General features: G+C 42.6%; 17 protein-coding genes and 1 pseudogene. 12 read left to right on the forward strand and 6 right to left on the reverse strand.

Annotation, left to right across the window (positions count from 1 at the left end; translation table 11 throughout):
* Positions 1-500: pseudogene (locus H5202_RS07440) on the reverse strand (NapC/NirT family cytochrome c); the annotation flags it as partial.
* Positions 501-840: 340 nt separating this feature from the next.
* Between H5202_RS07440 and H5202_RS07445 the strand changes: the two are divergent.
* The 6 genes from H5202_RS07445 to H5202_RS07470 all read left to right on the forward strand — a co-directional run bounded on the left by H5202_RS07445 (position 841) and on the right by H5202_RS07470 (position 8,106).
* Positions 841-1,587 carry a PepSY domain-containing protein gene (locus H5202_RS07445; RefSeq protein WP_182771523.1) on the forward strand — a complete coding sequence of 249 codons (747 nt, stop codon included), beginning with the start codon at positions 841-843 and terminating at the stop codon, positions 1,585-1,587.
* Complete coding sequence (locus H5202_RS07450; RefSeq protein ID WP_182771524.1) at positions 1,587-2,312, forward strand: PepSY domain-containing protein; 726 nt, start codon at positions 1,587-1,589, stop codon at positions 2,310-2,312. The genes H5202_RS07445 and H5202_RS07450 overlap by 1 nt, the downstream gene beginning before the upstream one ends.
* Positions 2,313-2,495: 183 nt before the next feature.
* Positions 2,496-2,942, forward strand: a complete 447-nt coding sequence (locus H5202_RS07455) for a CopL family metal-binding regulatory protein (RefSeq protein ID WP_182771525.1) — start codon at positions 2,496-2,498, stop codon at positions 2,940-2,942.
* 105 nt (positions 2,943-3,047) lie between these two features.
* On the forward strand, positions 3,048-3,365 hold the full coding sequence (locus H5202_RS07460; RefSeq protein ID WP_220493797.1) for a heavy metal-binding domain-containing protein: 318 nt from the start codon (positions 3,048-3,050) through the stop codon (positions 3,363-3,365).
* A 95-nt stretch (positions 3,366-3,460) separates the two neighbouring features.
* Positions 3,461-4,960: an efflux RND transporter periplasmic adaptor subunit gene (locus tag H5202_RS07465; protein ID WP_182771526.1), complete on the forward strand. Its 1,500-nt coding sequence runs from the start codon at positions 3,461-3,463 to the stop codon at positions 4,958-4,960.
* An 11-nt stretch (positions 4,961-4,971) separates the two neighbouring features.
* On the forward strand, positions 4,972-8,106 hold the full coding sequence (locus tag H5202_RS07470; RefSeq protein ID WP_182771527.1) for an efflux RND transporter permease subunit: 3,135 nt from the start codon (positions 4,972-4,974) through the stop codon (positions 8,104-8,106).
* Positions 8,107-8,212: 106 nt separating this feature from the next.
* Here the strand turns inward: H5202_RS07470 and H5202_RS07475 are convergent, their stop codons facing one another.
* The 5 genes from H5202_RS07475 to plsB all read right to left on the reverse strand — a co-directional run bounded on the left by H5202_RS07475 (position 8,213) and on the right by plsB (position 13,553).
* Positions 8,213-8,476 (reverse strand): hypothetical protein, encoded by a 264-nt coding sequence (locus H5202_RS07475; protein ID WP_182771528.1) that lies wholly within the window; start codon positions 8,474-8,476, stop codon positions 8,213-8,215.
* A complete protein-coding gene (locus tag H5202_RS07480; protein WP_182771529.1) occupies positions 8,473-8,736 on the reverse strand; it encodes a hypothetical protein in 264 nt (87 codons plus the stop codon). Before H5202_RS07480 ends, H5202_RS07475 begins: the two co-directional genes overlap by 4 nt.
* 215 nt (positions 8,737-8,951) lie before the next feature.
* Positions 8,952-9,728: a VOC family protein gene (locus H5202_RS07485; RefSeq protein WP_182771530.1), complete on the reverse strand. Its 777-nt coding sequence runs from the start codon at positions 9,726-9,728 to the stop codon at positions 8,952-8,954.
* 145 nt (positions 9,729-9,873) lie between these two features.
* Positions 9,874-11,130 carry a tryptophan permease gene (gene mtr, locus H5202_RS07490; RefSeq protein WP_182771531.1) on the reverse strand — a complete coding sequence of 419 codons (1,257 nt, stop codon included), beginning with the start codon at positions 11,128-11,130 and terminating at the stop codon, positions 9,874-9,876.
* Positions 11,130-13,553 (reverse strand): glycerol-3-phosphate 1-O-acyltransferase PlsB, encoded by a 2,424-nt coding sequence (plsB, locus tag H5202_RS07495; RefSeq protein ID WP_182771532.1) that lies wholly within the window; start codon positions 13,551-13,553, stop codon positions 11,130-11,132. The genes mtr and plsB overlap by 1 nt, the downstream gene beginning before the upstream one ends.
* 264 nt (positions 13,554-13,817) lie before the next feature.
* On the opposite strand from plsB, the gene lexA reads away from it, so the two are divergent.
* The 6 genes from lexA to H5202_RS07525 all read left to right on the forward strand — a co-directional run.
* The gene (lexA, locus tag H5202_RS07500; protein ID WP_182771533.1) at positions 13,818-14,432 is read left to right on the forward strand and encodes a transcriptional repressor LexA; all 615 of its coding nucleotides are present in this window, start codon (positions 13,818-13,820) and stop codon (positions 14,430-14,432) included.
* The gene (locus tag H5202_RS07505; RefSeq protein ID WP_182771534.1) at positions 14,429-14,935 is read left to right on the forward strand and encodes a cell division inhibitor SulA; all 507 of its coding nucleotides are present in this window, start codon (positions 14,429-14,431) and stop codon (positions 14,933-14,935) included. Before lexA ends, H5202_RS07505 begins: the two co-directional genes overlap by 4 nt.
* A 395-nt stretch (positions 14,936-15,330) precedes the next feature.
* A complete protein-coding gene (gene coxB / locus H5202_RS07510; RefSeq protein WP_182771535.1) occupies positions 15,331-16,917 on the forward strand; it encodes a cytochrome c oxidase subunit II in 1,587 nt (528 codons plus the stop codon).
* A 9-nt stretch (positions 16,918-16,926) separates the two neighbouring features.
* Positions 16,927-18,522, forward strand: coding sequence for a cytochrome c oxidase subunit I (ctaD, locus tag H5202_RS07515; protein WP_182771536.1), 1,596 nt, complete (start codon positions 16,927-16,929; stop codon positions 18,520-18,522).
* 1 nt (position 18,523) lies between these two features.
* Positions 18,524-19,087: a cytochrome c oxidase assembly protein gene (locus H5202_RS07520; protein WP_011635746.1), complete on the forward strand. Its 564-nt coding sequence runs from the start codon at positions 18,524-18,526 to the stop codon at positions 19,085-19,087.
* On the forward strand, positions 19,084-19,740 hold a 657-nt coding region (locus H5202_RS07525), incomplete at its 3' end, for a cytochrome c oxidase subunit 3 (protein ID WP_182771537.1). The genes H5202_RS07520 and H5202_RS07525, both read left to right, overlap by 4 nt.

The raw sequence follows: 19,740 nt of genomic DNA on the forward strand, positions 1-19,740 counted from the left end.
GGTGCTTTTTTAAAGTTCATACTGTGCATTCTTACGGCCATTTTCTTCATCGTATCTGGCTGATCTTCATAAATACGAGTGTGGCAATGCTGACAGTTAGCAGAATCATTACTGCGGAAGTATTTTAAGGCTAGGTCCGCTTATTCTTTACGGTTTTCATCTAACCATTCTTGCGTCATAAAGCCATCAATGGTCATCAAGCCAATAATATCTTTAGAAACGATGATTTTCTTAACTAAATAATCAAATGGACCATGTGGTAAGTGACAATCTTGACATTGCACGGTAACACCGGCTCTACCACCACCATGAGCTGACGCCATAACCTCATCTCTTAACGAATGGTCACGGTGACACGTCATACAAAAAGCATCGCTACTTGTTGCATGTAAAGTTTGTTGTGTTGCGAAATAGCCTACGACACCCACAATTACACCAACCACAATAAGGGCAATAATCGAGTACTTCGCGCTTGGTTTAAATAGTGCACGCCAGTTCATTGTTCAATCTCCGTAATAGCAAAAAAGGAATTTCTAATATTTATAAGTCTAGTTTAGGATTATTCGAAATTATAAAATTGATTTTAGTCGCCATTTTGACAATTGTTTATCTAAAATATGTCTAAAATGCGAGCTAGATCTCGACTTTAGCTTTTACCATACCAAAATAAAGACTGATTACAGAATCAAGCTAACAAAGCGATAAATAAGAATAACATTAAGCAGAAAGGTGAACTTAGAGGTCACCGAATTTGAGTTCGAGTATTAGCCTTCAGTCTTGGTTAGATGGTAATAACACTTTATAAACAAACCAATAATAAAAATAATAAGGTTAATTTGAATGCATAAAGCAGCAAGAACACTCCATAAATGGCTGATGCTATTTCTCGGGCTACAGTTTGTAATTTGGTCAGTGACAGGAACATATATGGTGTTTATGCATATTGACTACATTCATGGGGATTCGCTCATCAGTAACCCCCAAACAAAAATCAACCCCGATAAAATGCAGTATTCATTGGTAAAACTGTTACAAACGTACCCTACAGCAGAGCAAATAAGCGTCGGTAAACTGATGCAACAAGACGTATACCGCTTTTCTATTCAGAACAACAAAACGACTCAGCAAGTAATGCTAAATGCGCAAACAGGTGAACGTTTATCGCCACTGAATCAAACGGCGGCCATAGCATTAGCGCAATATTATTACCTTGGTAATGAACCCATTACCAAGGTGAGTTTACTGACCGATAACCCACCTTTTGAACTCAGTGCTCGTCACTTACCGGCGTGGCGAATAAATTTCGATCACTTTTCCGCACCATCACTTTATATCTCAGCTGACAGTGGATTATTAGTAGGCAAGCGCCATGCATTTTGGCGTTTATTCGACTGGATGTTTCGCTTTCATGTGATGGATTATGGCGATGCTGAAGAAATCGATAACCAATTATTATTCTGGATAGCTTTGTTCTCAACTTTAGCTACCGTTAGCGGGTTAATATTAGTGTATTTCAGGGTATTACGTCGTACTAAAAACAAACGTAAGCCTATGTTGAGCAAGCGTAAACACAGTGGGGCTGCCTAATGTTTTGGGTCAGAAAGCTGCATAAATGGGCATCAGTCATTGTAGGGATTCAGTTACTCCTATGGTTAATTAGCGGGCTGTATTTTAATCTTATGGATCACGATAAAGCTCAAGGGCTTACTCATCTTAATGATACTCACGCGAAGGTGGCAATAGAGACTCATCGTTTGCGTGAACCTAGTACTATTCTGGCCGCCTTTAAGCCTAGCGTATCGCTTAACATCATTACTTTATTAGATAAACCTTACTACCTATTAACCCATGAAAAAGGCTTATACAATCATCTTAACAATGACTACACCTTGGTTGATGCTTATGACGGTAACCAAGTAATAATTGATACCACAATGGCACAACAGTTGGCCAAAGCATCTTATTCTGGAGAGGCTGCAATAAGTTCTACTCTCTTACTCACTCCGCCGCTAGACGACTTTCCAAAACAGCGCAATGACACTTGGCAGATAAACTTCGCCGATAATATTGGCACCAGTGTTTATATTGAAGCACAGTCGGGTCGACTCGTCGGCCACAGTGATGAACATACACGTTTAGCCGATATATTTTTTATGCTGCACTTTATGGATTACACCAGTGAAGGCAGCTTTAATAACATCCCTACCAAGATTTTTGCGTTTATCACGTTATGGTTAACCTTTAGTGGATTAATTTGGGTGATTGATATGCTTAAGCGCAACAGGTATCGGCTCAAACTAAAGCGCAAATAATGGCGATTAAAACGTAAGTTGACCCTAAATTAATGAAATGGAATGTGTATCACACGATACTGATCATAAAAGCGTTATCATCATTTTCAGATTAATAAATTTAATCTGTTATTACTTGAAAGATTTTTACTGACGTAAAGGTCTGTTAAGCTAACCCCTAATAAACGACTTGGTTAAGGCTAAATGAGAGCAAAGCAGTCAAACTATTGGATCATCGTAATCACTTTGTTCGCACTTGTCGGACAGGGGTTGCTGACTAATGACAGTTTGATGGTGCCAATGGCTCATGCAGAAATGACTCAAGCAATGTCCGCTCAAACCGACAAAATTACCAACACCACATCAGCCATGTCGCATAAGGCAATGAAGAATTGCCACGATAATATGCAAAATATCGTCAATGATATGGATGAACCTATTGCCGCAAAATTACCGCAAACCAGCTGTTGTAATGGTTCCGGATTTTGCAGCTTGGATTGTAACCACTGTTTGACTATTTCGTTTACTGCCAACCTAATTGATATTCCATTGGCAACGACCAATATTCCCGTTTACTCTGCACCGCTTGCGATGGTTGTTAACCATGTGTCAATCGCATTCCCTCCTGCGTTCCGCCCTCCTATCGCTTAATTCAATTGATCATTCTTGTGCGTTAAGCACATTCAATACTATTGTTTTTTAGCGTTTATCATCATGCCGGTTATCAGTATTGTCATGATGAATATCGAGGTTATTATGAAAAAATTGCCATTTTTTAATGTGCTATTAAGCGCATTCATTGGGGTCATCATCCCCGCAGCTCTCACATCAACGGTTGCTTATGGCGCAGAGCACGATCATGCCCAGCATCAGTCGCAAGCCAGTAAAACCTATACCTGCCCGATGCACCCTGAAGTGATCAGCGATAAAGAGGGGCGCTGTCCCGTCTGTAATATGTTTCTCGTCGTCAAAGATGAGCAACAAGAGTCCAGTGCTGGCGACACTCAACATCCAATGACTAACATGCATGGCGCTATTCCAAAAGAACCAAGCCTAGCAGACAAGTTTAATTGATCATTCTTGTGTGTTGAGCACATTCAACATTATTGTTTTTAGCGTTTATCATCATGGCAATCGTCAGTATTGCCATGATGAATATCGAGGTTGTTATGAAAAAATTCCCACTTTCTAGTGTGCTATTAGGCGCGTTTGTTGGTGTAATGATTCCCGCGGCTTTCACATCACCTGTCGCTTATGGCGCAGAGCACGATCATGCCCAGCATCAGTCACAAGCCAGTAAAACCTATACTTGCCCGATGCACCCTGAAGTGATCAGTGATAAAGAGGGAACCTGTCCCATCTGTAATATGTTTCTCGTCGTCAAAGAGGAGTCCAGCGTTGACGACTCTCAAGATCCAATGGCAAACATGCAAAGTGCGACTCCTGTAAAACAAAGCCAAGCAGATAAGGTATTTAGCCAACCTAAACCTACATTAGTGCCGACAGCAAATCAGAGCGATAGCACCAATGTAAAATATGTCTGTCCGATGCATCCACATGTAGTGTCCGATGCTCCTGGTACCTGCCCGATTTGCGGGATGAACCTTGAGAAAGTCACCGTTACCGATGCAAGCCAAGAAATTGTTGTCGGTGTTTCAGGCGGGATGCAACAAGCTTTGGGTATGCGAAGCCATGTAGTTGAAAAAACCAGTTTATCGCGCCAAGTGAATACCATAGGCACAGTGCAATATAATGAAAATGCGATTGGCCATGTGCATACACGCGCAACCGGATGGATAGAAACACTCACAGTACATAACGTGGGACAACAGATAAAAAAGGGCCAACTTTTATATGAGCTTTACTCGCCCGAACTCGTCAATGCCCAAGACGACTATTCCCAAGCTCAAGACTACCTTTTGCAAGATAAAAAACGAGGTAGCAGTTTATTGCTTAAAGCACGTAAACGCTTAGAACTGCTTGGCGTCGATACCTCGATAATTGATCGCTTAGAAAAAACCGGTGACACCATTTTTAAAGTGCCTTTTTATGCCCCGCAAGATGGCTTTATCAGTAAGCTAACCGTTCGCCATGGTATGTATATTCAGCCCGGAGATACCTTGTTTGAAATCGTTAATTTAGACAGTGTATGGGTCATTGCTGATGTATTTGAAAATGAACAAAGCTGGCTACAACAAGGCCGTAAAGTCAGTGTTAGCGCGGCAGCACAAGGGCTGTTTGATATTGACTCGACAATTGACTATATCTACCCAGAATTAGACCCTGTCACCCGAGCGATGCGGGTGCGGATCAAGCTTAACAATCATAACGACAAACTCAGACCAGGCAGTTTAGTTGATGTGACCTTATTTGGCCTGCCTAAGAATAATGTGCTCACGGTACCAACTGAAGCACTAATCCTTACCGGACGTGAAAACCGCGTGGTGGTGCAACGCAGTGATACCAGCTTTGCTTCCGTGCCAGTCAAAATTGGTATGATGGCAGACGGTAGAGCCGAAATTTTAGAGGGCTTGAATGAACATGACAAAGTGGTTATTTCAGGGCAGTTCTTATTGGACTCCGAAGCCAGTATTCAAGGCAGTTTACAGCGTTTAAGTAATGCGCCAACGACCAAAGAATCAACCACTACCAATGCTCACCAGCACTAAGGAGCACGACAATGTTAGCAAAAATTATCAGTGCTTCAATAAAGCAACGCGTTATGGTGTTGATACTCACGGCCGTTATCGCGTTAGTGGGTTATCAAGCCATGCGCATGACTCCACTGGATGCGTTACCTGATTTATCAGACGTGCAAGTTATTGTAAAAACCTCTTACCCAGGCCAGGCACCGCAATTAGTTGAAGACCAAATCACCTATCCATTGTCATCGGCCATGCTTGCCGTGCCGGGGGCCAAAACAGTACGTGGCTTTTCAATGTTTGGTGACTCGTTTGTGTATGTCATTTTTGAAGATGGCACTGATATCTATTGGGCGCGTTCACGGGTGCTTGAATATTTATCGCAAACCCAAGATCAACTGCCTGACGGTGTCACGCCCAGTATTGGTCCTGATGCATCGGGAGTGGGTTGGATTTTCCAATATGCCTTAGTCGATCGCAATGGACAGTATGATTTAGCCCAACTGCGTTCATTACAGGATTGGTTTTTAAAACTTGAATTACAAAGTGTTGCAGGGGTATCAGAAGTTGCCACTGTTGGCGGGATGGAACAAACATATCAAGTGGTCGTCGACCCACATAAGCTAGCACTGTATAAAATCGACTTAATGACCATTAAAAACGCCTTAGATAATTCCAATAGCTCGACAGGCGGCTCGGTGATTGAAATGGCCGAAGCAGAATACATGATCACTTCAAGTGGTTATCGCCAAACCATTGCCGACTTTGCAGAAATTCCACTGGGCATTTTATCTGAAACTGGCACACCAGTATTAATGAAAGACGTTGCCCAACTACGAACCGGCCCAGCGGCGCGTCGTGGTATTGCCGAACTCGATGGTAAAGGCGAAGTTGTCGGCGGTATTGTGGTGATGCGCTATGGTGAAAATGCTCTTGAAACCATTAATAATGTTAAGCAAAAACTCAAGGAGATCAGTAATGGATTGCCTGATGGAGTTGAATTAGTCACCACTTATGATCGCTCAGAGTTAATCTTACGCTCAGTCAATAACCTTAAGCATAAAGTGCTAGAGGAAATGCTGGTTGTCGGACTTATTTGCCTACTATTTTTACTGCATGCACGCTCAACGTTAGTCGCGATAATCACCTTACCAATTTCGATTTTAGTCAGCTTTATCGCCATGAACATCATTGGTGTCAATGCCAATATTATGAGCTTAGGCGGTATTGCCATTGCCATAGGAGCGGTAGTTGATGCGTCAATTGTGATGGTCGAAAATACCCATAAGCATTTGGAACATTATCGCCAAAAACACGGTAAAGCTCCAGAAGGAGATGACCATTGGCAACTCGTCAAAGAAGCTTCAATTGAGGTCGGCCCTGCATTATTTTTCAGCTTATTGATTATCACCCTAAGCTTTACACCGGTATTTGCCCTTGAAGCGCAAGAAGGACGTTTATTTCACCCACTAGCCTTTACCAAAACCTTCGCTATGGCGGCATCGGCCATTTTAGCAATCACCTTAATTCCGGTGCTAATGGGTTATTTTGTCCGCGGAAAAATCCCTGATGAGCGTAAGAACCCCATTAGCCGAGTATTAATTGCCATATATCAACCATTATTAAAATGGGTACTGCATTTTCCTAAAATCACCATCGGATTAGCCATTATTGTGCTATTCAGTGCTTACTACCCATTAAGCCAAATGGGTTCAGAGTTTATGCCCACCTTAGAAGAAGGTGACCTACTTTATATGCCCACCACGTTACCCAGTGTAAGTGCAGGCAAAGCAGCAGAAATATTGCAGCAAACAGACCGGCTGATAAAAACAGTACCCGAAGTTAAACGCGTGTTTGGCAAAGTGGGCCGAGCCATGACAGCAACAGACCCTGCGCCACTAACAATGCTAGAAACCACCATCATGCTCAAACCGCCTGGCGAATGGCGTGAAGGCGTAACCTTAGAGAGCATTATTGCAGAACTGCAAAAAACCGTGCGTATTCCAGGGATGACCAATGCTTGGGTGCAACCGATTAAAACCCGTATCGATATGCTATCTACCGGCGTGAGAACACCTGTCGGCATTAAAATATCGGGCGCAAATGTTGAAGAACTACAACGTATTGGTGCAGAAATAGAAGCGGTAGTAAATCAATTACCGGGAACTGAGTCGGCATTTTCACAGCGTAGTAGCGGCGGCCGCTATATTGACATCACACCAGACCTTAAAAATGCCGCACGTTATGGCATGACCTTAAAAGACATCCAAGATGTGGTAAAGATTGCCATTGGTGGCATGACAATAGGTGAATCAATACAAGGTCAAGAACGCTATCCAATCAATATCCGTTATCCACGAGAGCTACGAGACAACATCGAGAAGCTCAGAAATTTACCCGTTCTGACTAAAACGGGTAAGTACTTACCGTTAAGTTATTTAGCCGAGCTGAAAATTACCGATGGTGCGCCTATGCTAGCCAGTGAAAACGGTCGCCTTATCTCGTGGGTGTTTGTCGATCTGAAAGACATTTCTATCGGTGAATATATCGTTGCAGCAGAAAAGGCACTTAAACAACAAATTACCCTTCCTCCACGCTACAACTATAGCTTTGCTGGACAATACGAGTACATGCAACGCGTAGATGCCAAAATGAAAATGGTGATCCCATTAATGATCGCGGTGATTTTTATGTTGCTGATGATGACGTTCAACTCAGTAATACAAGCATCGGTGATCATGTTAAGTTTACCTTTTTCATTGGTGGGTAGTGCATGGCTATTGTATGGGCTGGATTTTAATTTTTCAGTTGCTGTATCTGTCGGCATGATTGCCTTAGCTGGGGTCGCCGCTGAGTTTGGCGTGGTGATGCAGGTGTACCTTAATAATAGTATTAAGGCCTATAAAGAAGCCGACAACTACCACAGCAAAGCGGATTTAACGGCTGCATTAATTGAAGGTGCAGTGATGCGAATTCGCCCTAAAGCCATGACCGTCGCAACTATCTTTTTTGGGTTACTGCCGATCATGTGGGGCAGCGGTACGGGTAATGAAGTGATGCAAAAAATTGCTGCGCCTATGGTCGGCGGCATGGTCACTGCGCCGCTACTGTCGCTATTTGTTATCCCAGCAATTTACTTGCTGATATATGGCCGCAAGTTGCCTAAGCAATAATTCACATAACTCTATTTAACCCGAGTTCAGGTTATTACTTTTACCCCTATCAATAAAAATCCCAAACGATTAATCGCTTGGGATTTTTTATGTGCTAATCACAGCGTTATTTACGCTTAAGTGACTCATTAAGTTGGTCGGCTTCATCTTGTTTCTTTTTACGGCAAGCCGCAATATCATCAGGGTGACCATACTTACATGGGTCGCTAGCTAAAATAGCCCTAGGGACATTCAGTATCATGTAATCTGTGTCATTTTTATTGTCATCTGCATTGCCACTATTACCAATATTGACGATATCGGTACCACGGCATGCAGTTAACATCACTAAGCAAGATAACAAGCTTAATTGAATTATCCATTTTATCATTGTTGTAATATTCCTTGCTTTTGACGCGCAAGCATCATCATACGGATAATCCCCCATAGCATAATAATCGCACCGATAGCCAACATAATAATAATGATCAAAGGGTTGGCTAACATAGGCAAGAAATCTTGGTCAAACCCCACAAAGATACCGTAGAGCCCAAGGCCAAATAATATCGTGCCAGGAAAATCGATCAGCGCCACCAACAGCATACTGCGATGAATACTGGCTATTGTGATCTGGGTGTTTTCCGATGTCATTCACTCATCCTTGTTTAAATACACTAACTATTACCAACAACTAATAATAACATCTTACTAACAACTCACTCTGACATCACTTAATAATCAAGGTTCAATCGGCATTCTATCTTAAATCGTCACTCTACATTAAACGATACTCTAGCTTCAATCAGCAACACTGCAAATATAAATAATCATAATTCATTATGTAAAAACATAATGTTCAGATCTATTTATTCTGCAGTAAATAACGCAATAATTGAAAACACCCCACCTTGTGGATCATTGAGTACAGAAAAACGGCCTACGTTAGGAATATCAGTTGCAGGCACACAAACTGTAGCCCCCAAGGTTTGTGCTTTAGTCACTGATAAATCACAGTCATCAACGGCAAAATAGCTCATCCAATGAGCAGGAGTATCGCCCCATTCTGCAGTCATTGCCATCAATCCACCAATGGCTTGTTCCCCCGCATACCATTCGGTGTATTCAAAATCAGCCACATCATTAAGCTGAGTTTGGTAACCTAATACTCGGCTATAAAACTGTTTCGCCGCAGCGGTATCACGACAAGCAAGCTCAACCCAACACAGGGTATTTGATTCTTGTGATCGCTTAATGCCAATATGGTCTTGGCCTTGCCACAATGCAAAACGACAGCCTTCTGGATCTTTACATAGCGCCATTCGGCCAGCATCTCCGACAGAATGAGGCCCTGCAATAATCTCACCTCCAGCTTGAGTCACAGCCTTAGAGGTAGCATCAACATCATCGACCGCAAAATAAATTGTCCAATGAGTCGGTAATGCCTCCATTTCTGCCGGCATTGGGTACATTGCCGCAATATCATCACCATCGATTTGCAGCATAGTATAATGCCCTTCTGGCATGGGCATATCATCGGCTCCCCAACCAAACAACGCCTGATAAAATGCTTTACCGGCCGCCCAATCATGAGTTGCTAATTCAATCCAGCAAGGCTGTCCTTGTTGATACTGTTGTACCTTCATTATCCTAATCCTTTATAAAAATAGTTGCTTTGATATAGCCAACATGAAACTTGTCCCATAAGTTAAGTCGATATCAGCAGAAAAGCAAAAAGCCTTCAAACGAAGGCTTTTTGGCTAAAAGTAGTTTCACTGGAATTTGTTGCGTCTATTTAAACACCGGCAATATATCGGCCATGGCCAGTAAATGACACGCTGCTGTGGTAACCCCAAACAACACCACAATAACAATCAACGGAGTTCCGCCAGGTACTTTAAACCCCTTTGAATCGGGATATTGCTGTCTTACTTTGTATGCTAATAATGCTGGCACAATAACAGCCCAAATAGTGGCAGCAAGGGCAGCAAAACCAATTGCTAAAATAAATCCATTCGGGAATAACAAACCAAGTATCGTCGGCGGCACAAACGTTACTGCTGCCGTTTTAATTCGTCCTGAGCGCGAGTCATCAAACCCAAATAAATCAGCAAGGTAATCAAACAAGCCTAGCGTCACACCCAAAAATGATGATGCAACGGCAAGATTAGCAAATAGCGTTAGCATGTTATCCAGCCATTGGCTGGCAATGACCCCAGACAACGCACCCACTAACACACCAATATTGCCACCTTGAGCAATAATATCGGCAAACTGGCTTCGTTGAATATTACCCATCGTCGCCACTAACCAACATATATAAATAACTAATGCGATAGTGGTTCCAGTAATAATCGCTTTAACGATGGTTTTGGCATCTTTACCGTAATATTTGACTAAACTTGGCACATTACCGTGATAGCCAAAACTGGCCAATCCAAAAGGGATAGCGGCAAGTAAATAAGGCAGGTAACGCGGCTCACCATCAGGCGACACTAGCTTTATGGTATCGATATCGATTAGTAAGTTACCGATAGCCAAAAAGAAAGTAATCACCATGCCGCCAAGCATAATTGTGGTGATGCGATCAACCGCCTTAGTACTAATAAACACCACCAGAGCCAAGACCACAGCAAACACCAATCCGGCCACACTCTGAGGAAGGCTCACACCCAATGCTGATAAACTGTGATTCACAATCGAACCACCACCACTGATATAAGCGTAAGTTAAAATATATAAAACGAATGCAATAGAAACACCATTAATCACCCGCCAGAACTGCCCAAGAGTTACCTTAGTTAAGGTGTCGAAACTGTCTCCAGGTTCAAAATGCAAATTGGCTTCTAATAACAATAAACCCGACATTAGCATGCAAAACCAAACGCCGAGTAACATCGCGATAGAATAACCAAACCACATTCCAGCCCCAACAACGGGTAACGAAAACATGCCGGCACCGACCGTGGTTCCGGCAATGATCATTGCCCCACCCAATACAGATTTACCGCGGGTACGATGCTTGGCAGCATTCATATGATTCGCCATTATTGTCCATGCTCCGCTTCCACACTATCAACAATGGTTTGTCTTACTAAAGAACTGAGTAACTTATTGGCATGATCGCGAATTCTGATTACTTCTGAACGATGTTCGTCGCTACAGAGATAACCCAAGGCTTTCAGTTTCACACTCAAGGTGTTATATAATTTTTTATCATAAAACTCTGGTGCGGTAATACCGTGCAGTGCACCTAATCGCTGCGCTAACAAATGGCTATCTCGTTCCAGTTCTGAACGTTCAAGATCAGGTTTTATTGCTAGTAAATTGAAAATAATCGCATAACGTTGCAACGTTTCACTGATGGTTTCAGCTAATAATAATATTTGGGTAATGTGACGAGGCGAGATCTCAAATTCGTCACTTCCAGTCAACAAACCTTGTTCAACCATAAAATCTAAAATGCTATCCACATGTTTAGGCACATCATCAATACCCATGAAGAGTTCAGCTTTAAGTAATGGATAAAAGTCCATTACAATGGCATGAATTCGCTGACGATCGCACGCATCATAATGCACCAAACAACTGGCAACCAATGATGGCAGGACCATTAAATGAATAATATTATTACGGTAATAACTCATGGTAATGGCAATTTTTTCATCAACAGAAATAATTTCACCAATAAGGTCTTTAGTGCTAACAAACTTATTTAACGACAAACAATGATCAATAATTGACTTGCCATTGCCTTCTGCCACTGAGGCGTAATCGGTATAAGGAACTGCTTTAAGTAATGCTAAATACAAATCAAGCTGACGTTCTAACTGGCTTCTTTCTAACGCATTTTGCTCTGATGCTAATAGTACTAAACTGGTCAATGTTACTGAACTGGCTGCGGCAGCTCCATTGATATTAGTCATTACGCGGTTAGCTAGTAAATTAACCGAAGGTGTAAACCAAGACGGTTTTTGATCAGGATCTTTAGCAAGCTCATCACGCCATTCAGGCGCCTGCTGATTTAAGAATTGTTGTACATTAATCGGCTCACCAAAATTCACATAGCCTTGGCCAAAATTGCCTAACTTACGAATAGCACCAAATACCTGCCAAACAGATTCTTTTTTCTTTTTCTTGCCGCTTAATTCTTTGTGATACGTCGCGACTTCCATCACATGGTCATAACCTAAATACACAGGTACTAAAGTCACTGGGCGCTCTATTCCGCGTAACACGCTATTAATTGTCATAGCCAACATACCGGTTTTAGGCGCTAACAAACGTCCTGTACGCGAACGACCACCTTCGGTGAAATACTCGACCGCATAACCCTTAGCAAATAACTGATCTAAATATTCACGAAATACTGCGGTATAAAGCTTATTGCCATTAAAACTACGACGAATAAAGAATGCACCACCACGGCGGAACATCGGCCCTGCTGGCCAAAAATTAAGGTTAATACCGGCAGCTATGTGCGGCGGAACCATGCCCTGATAATACAAAATATAAGACAGTAGCAAGTAATCCATATGACTTCGATGACAAGGAACGTAAACAATTTCATGGCCATCATGATGTAACTGCCTTACTTGCTCGGCACCTTTGATATTGATACCACTGTATAATTTGTTCCATAACCAAGTAAGAAAACGCTCGGCAATTCGCACCAAACTATCAGAATAATCTGCGGCAATTTCATCAAGGTATTCAATGGCAGTTTCACGCGCTTTCTCGACCGTTACCTTCTTATTGGCAGATTCTTCTTCAATGGCTTTTTTGATTGAATCTGACTTTAATAAAGAGGCAAATAATGCTTGTCGATTAGGTAATTGTGGTCCCGTCATCACTTTGCGTTGACGGCGGAAATGCACACGGGCGACTCGGGTTAATTTGTGAGCAATCCTTTTGTCAGTACCATGTTCATCAGCCATATGACGAAGTGATAGTGCATTAGAGAATTGAACGAAATTATGGCGTCCTAAGAATAAAATCATTAGCCATTTACGTAACCACGTTGGATTTTCACGTTCGAATACAGCGGCTTTCATGCTGTCTTCTTCTTTACCAGGAGTACGCCCCCAATAAAGGCAAACAGGAACCAACTGTATATCTAATTCAAGACTCTCACTATGAAGTGACAATAAACTGGTAAAATAATTGAGGAATTTGTCACCACTTTCACGCTTACCAAATAGTGGTTTGCGGCCCTCTAAACAGACCACACGAGGCACTGTTAAGCCATCAAGCTGTAATGGTTCATAAGGACTAGGCAGACCAAAGCCCTCGGTGATTTCGCTCAACGCGGCAATATCACTAATAGATTCCGTTTTCATTAAATAAACCAAAGGTTTAGTTGGATCTATATTGAGGTCATCAAAAGGATCGTGAGGTACCACAATAGTCTGTACCATCCACTTTTGAATCCATCTTAATGTTCGTAAAAATATTGAATCTGGTTTTGACATGGTTATTTTCGCAACATAAGCCACTGTAATATTGATGTATAGGATACCAGAAACAACCCTGCTTACACTATCAGACCGATTTATCTTTACGCTTAAGCTCTCACTATCAGAAATAACATAAGACAGAATATTAGTAATAGTTAATTAAAACATATTGTTGAGTGATGCTTAATCAACAAAAAACAAAAAATAGTTGGTTAATACTTGCGCGAACACAAACACTGTATATAATGACAGTCACTGTATAAAAAGACAGGAATCATCATGAGACCGTTAACGCCGCGCCAAGCAGAAATATTAGACTTAATTAAAAACAATATCGCCGAAACAGGTATGCCACCCACTCGTGCTGAAATTGCGAATCGTCTTGGCTTTAAAAGTGCTAATGCCGCCGAAGAGCATTTAAAAGCATTAGCCAAAAAAGGCTTTATCGAGATCATGCCTGGTACCTCAAGAGGCATTCGTTTGCCTCATGAAGAACAGGTTGAAACCGGTCTGCCACTTATTGGACAAGTTGCTGCTGGTGAGCCTATTTTGGCCCAGGAGCATGTAGAACAATACTATCAAGTCGATCCAACCATGTTTAAGCCAGCCGCAGATTTTCTACTGCGAGTGCGTGGTGACAGCATGAAAAACATTGGTATTTTAGAAGGCGACTTACTCGCAGTACATAAAATGCAGCAAGCACGTAATGGTCAAGTTGTAGTGGCCCGTGTAGATGATGACGTCACCGTAAAACGGTTTGAACAAAAAGGTAATGTGATCTATCTGCATGCCGAAAATGAAGATTACAAACCGATAAAAGTAGATTTAAGTTGCCAAAGCCTAACCATCGAAGGGCTTGCCGTTGGCGTTATCCGTAATGGAGATTGGTTATGAACAAACTAATGGGCATCGCCCCACGCCACCCAGGCTTATGGGTAGATTTATCTGAAACAGAACTGCATGGCACCCAAACCATTCAAACATTACAAACTGTCACCCAAGGTGAAGCTGAACTAAGTCAATTATGCAGCCAGTTGGCAACATTGAGCCAGCAAGGCAGATGGATTGTATTAATTAGTCCACCGCACATTGGTTATAAACATATGCTGGCAAGTGCTGGAGTACGAATGGATCGTATTTTACTGGTGCACACCAAAGATGAAGTCGAAACATTATGGGCAATGGAAAAAGCACTCACGAGCGGCACTTCTAGTGCTGTAGTAACTTGGACAAGCTCACTTGATGCTCGTGATAGCCGTCGTTTAGAAATTGTCGCCAAAAGTGCACGTGCATTAGGTGTGATAATTGAAGATGTGAATGCTCACTTACCCCCAAAACATCAACTTGTTAGCCCTACTTTAGCAAATGGAAAAAGTAATTTTTGTTCATTTCACTAAGCACGAACCCTTAATTACCAAGCCCTGTATTGAATTCAGGGTTTTTTTTCACCTTTTTTCAGCCTATTAGCCAACAAAGTGATCTTGATCAATGTTTAATCTACAAGTAATGTGGTTAACAAGGATGAAACATTTTTTATCTTTAATTGGACGTGAATGATAGTAATCAAGATTACTATCAGACAAATGAGCCAAATCAAAATTGATAAGTTCAGTCGTAGGTACAAGCGTGGTGCACAGCTAACAATAAAACCGTAGACCGTCTGTTTACAGCCACCAAAGTACTTTGAAGTCATCAAACTTTTTTCGGGAACCGAAGAGTTTGCATAGAGCAGAGAATTACTGTGTGACTCTTCTTTGTAGTTGCTATTTGCAATTAGCAGAGGAGTAGTCTTGTGAAGCAATGGTTGTATTGTTTACTGGTTGTGTTTGTAGCACTTCCGCTTGGGGCAACAGAAATGCCCCTCAACATGACTCAAGGCGTGACAGATATCAGTGGCAAGGTTTATGACCTCCATATGACGATTCTTTATATCTGTTGTGCGATTGGGTTAGTGGTGTTTGGGATCATGATTTATTCAATGATTTATCACCGCAAATCAAAAGGCGCAGTCGCGGCCAATTTTCACGAAAGTACCAAAGTGGAAATTGCTTGGACCGTCATCCCTTTCATCATCTTAATAGGCATGGCTATTCCAGCCACCAAAACCTTGATTGCTATGGAAGATCCTAGCGATGCGAATCTCACCATAAAAATTACTGGGTCGCAGTGGAAATGGCATTACAGCTATTTTGATAAAGACATCGAATTTTACAGCACATTATCCACTCCCAGAGCGCAAATTGATGGCAGTGAGGCCAAAGGAGAACATTACCTCCTTGAAGTTGATAAGCCATTAGTGTTGCCTATTAACCAAAAAGTGCGCTTCTTAATGACATCTGATGATGTTATCCATTCATGGTGGGTGCCCGCGTTTGCCGTTAAAAAAGATGCCAACCCTGGATTTATTAACGAATCGTGGACCCGCATTGATAAACCCGGTATTTATCGCGGCCAATGTGCCGAATTATGTGGTAAAGACCATGGCTTCATGCCGATTGTGGTGCAAGCATTATCGGAAGCAGATTTTGATAATTGGTTAGTGGAACAAAAACAACTAGCAAGCAATGCGGCCGCAGCTGCTGAGGCGTCAATGTCTCAAACCTTGTCTATTGAGGAGCTAACCTCACAAGGTGAGCAAATCTATATTGCTAGGTGCGCTGCTTGTCATCAACCAAATGGCGCGGGTCTTCCTGGTGTATTCCCATCATTGATTGGCAGTCCTATCATAAAAGGCCCTGTTGAAGGTCACCTGAATATCGTCTTAAACGGTAAACCAGGTACCGCAATGCAAGCCTTTGCAAAGCAACTTAGCGCTCAAGAGATTGCCGCAGTCATTACCTTCGAGCGTAATGCTTGGGGTAATAATGGTGGTGATGTTGTACAAGCTTCTGATATAGGCAACTTTTTAGGAAGTAACGAGGCAACTACCGAATCAGGTAAGGCTGTAACCGATGTCGCAAGCACTATTGCGGCCACGGCAACTGACATTACCAATGCGGTTACCGACAAAGCCAATCAAGTTGTCGAAGCCGTAGCAGAAACTGTTGTACCAGAGGATCTGCCCAATTTGACCTTGGAGCAATTAATTGCCGAAGGGGAGCAGGTTTATGCCACAACTTGTGCTGCATGTCACCAAGCCACTGGCGCAGGTTTACCAGGCGCTTTCCCTTCACTTATTGGCAGCCCTGTTGTTACTGGACCGGTTAGCGGACATATCGAAATCGTTATGCACGGTAAACCAGGAACCGCAATGCAGGCTTTTAGTAGTCAACTTAGCCCTCAAAAAATGGCAGCAGTGATTACTTATGAGCGCAATGCGTGGGGCAATAATTCTGGCGAGGCGGTGCAACCTGCCGATGTCGCTAGCCATGGACAGTAGGGGAAAAAAATGAGCACAACAACGCACGATACACTGGCTACCGCTCATGATGATCATCATCACGGTGCTCCGAAGGGGCTAATGCGCTGGCTACTCACCACTAACCATAAAGATATCGGATCCCTTTATTTATGGTTTAGTTTCATTATGTTTCTCACTGGCGGTGCGATGGCAATGGTGATTCGAGCTGAATTGTTTCAGCCTGGATTACAGCTAGTAGAGCCTAACTTTTTTAATCAGATGACCACAGTTCATGGTCTCATCATGGTGTTTGGGGCGGTGATGCCCGCTTTTACCGGATTAGCTAACTGGTTAATTCCAATGATGATTGGTGCGCCAGATATGGCACTACCGCGAATGAACAACTGGAGCTTTTGGATTTTACCCTTCGCCTTTGCCATGTTATTAGGTTCGCTATTTATGGAAGGCGGCGGTCCTAACTTTGGTTGGACATTCTATGCCCCGCTCTCAACCACCTATAGCCCTGACAGTACCGCCCTATTTGTTTTCTCCATTCACATAATGGGAATAAGTTCGATAATGGGCGCAATTAACGTCATTGTAACCATTGTAAACTTGCGAGCTCCTGGCATGACATGGATGAAGTTACCTTTATTTGTGTGGACCTGGCTTATTACCGCATTTTTACTGATTGCGGTAATGCCAGTGCTCGCAGGTGCGGTCACCATGGTATTAACCGATAAGTTTTTTGGTACTAGCTTTTTTGATGCTGCCGGTGGCGGTGATCCAGTGATGTTCCAGCATATTTTCTGGTTCTTCGGTCACCCCGAAGTTTACATCATGATTTTACCGTCATTCGGTATTATCTCCGCGATAGTACCAACCTTTAGCCGTAAAAAGCTGTTTGGTTATTCCTCAATGGTTTACGCCACTGCCAGTATTGCCATTCTGTCATTTTTGGTATGGGCACATCACATGTTTACCACTGGTATGCCTGTTTTTGCCGAATTGTTCTTCATGTATTGCACCATGTTGATTGCCATTCCAACCGGGGTGAAAGTGTTTAATTGGGTCGCAACCATGTGGCGCGGTTCTATGACATTTGAAACCCCAATGCTATTTGCAGTGGCATTTATCATCCTGTTCACCATTGGTGGCTTTTCGGGTTTGATGCTGGCAATTACCCCTGCGGACTTCCAATACCATGACACATACTTTGTCGTAGCGCACTTCCATTATGTACTGGTGACTGGAGCGATATTCTCCATTATGGCTGCGGCTTATTATTGGCTGCCTAAATGGACCGGCCATATGTATAACGAGACCTTAGGCAAGTGGCACTTTTGGTGTTCGGTAATATCCGTCAACGTGTTGTTTTTCCCGATGCACTTTCTAGGTTTAGCGGGTATGCCACGTAGGATCCCCGACTACGCGGTTCAGTTTGCTGATGTGAATCAAATTGTGTCGATTGGTGGATTCGCATTTGGTTTATCTCAGCTTATTTTCTTGGCGGTGGTACTTAAATGTATCAAGGGTGGCAAACCCGCTGGAGATAATCCTTGGGAAGCTGCCGAAGGCTTGGAATGGTCGATTGCCAGCCCTGCGCCATATCACTCGTTTACCACTCCACCGGAGATTAAATGAGATGACACAGCCAACAAAATCAAATCGTAAGCTATTAATCATCCTGATTGCCGGGTCAATTGGTATGTTTGGGTTTGGTTTTGCGCTGGTACCGCTTTATGACGTGCTCTGCGATACATTGGGGATTAATGGCAAAACCCAAAATAGCGCCAGTAGTTATGAAGCTGTGGTGGTTGATAAAAATCGAACCGTAACCATTGAATTTGTGACTCAAGTTCAGTCAGGTATGCCATGGGAATTTAGCCCTAAAGTTAACCAAATAAGCGTGCATCCTGGGGAGCTCACTCACGCACAATTTTTGGTTAAAAACCTATCGACACGTGACACTGTAGGCCAAGCAATCCCTTCGGTATCACCAGGCCAAGGTGCGGCATACTTTAATAAAACGGAATGTTTTTGCTTTAATCAACAACCTTTGGCTGCAGCAGCAACAGCAGAACTACCACTGATTTTTTACGTGGACCCTGATTTACCAGCGTCCATTAACACATTGACTCTCTCTTATACCCTTTACGACATCACCGATAGACAGGCGATAGTCATAGAGCAAGGAGCATCAAAATGACAACAAAGTATCAAACTTATTATGTGCCAGCCCAAAGTGCTTGGCCAATAATCGGTGCTATCGGTTTATTTTTAATTGCGTTTGGCGCGGGTAATTATGTACAACAATTAACCACTGAGAAAACCTCTGGCGGTTACATTTTAATAACTGGCTTGGCCGTGATTATCTTTATGATTTTTGGTTGGTTTAAGACCGTTATTGATGAATCAATGGCTGGACTGTATTCACCGCAAATGGATCGTTCATTTAGACAGGGAATGAGTTGGTTTATTTTTTCAGAGATTATGTTTTTTGGGGCATTTTTCGGCGCGCTATTTTATGCCCGCATGATTTCAGTACCTTGGCTTGGTGGCGCATCTAACAATGCCATGACCCATGAAGTGTTATGGCCTGCATTTGAAGCTATGTGGCCATTGGTTAAAACACCTGATGGCACTGCAACTGAAGCTATGCCATGGACGGGATTGCCATTAATTAACACCATTATATTGCTAACCTCGTCAATTACTTTGCACTTTGCTCATACCAACCTTGAAAAAGCTAATCGTAAGCCCTTGATAATCTGGTTAGCGTTAACGGTAATTTTGGGGATTGCGTTTCTCTGTTTACAGGTTGAAGAATATAGCCATGCTTACCAAGAAATGGGGCTAACG

The sequence above is a fragment of the Shewanella sp. SG41-4 genome (genome assembly GCF_014164505.1).
Taxonomy (GTDB): Bacteria; Pseudomonadota; Gammaproteobacteria; order Enterobacterales; family Shewanellaceae; genus Shewanella.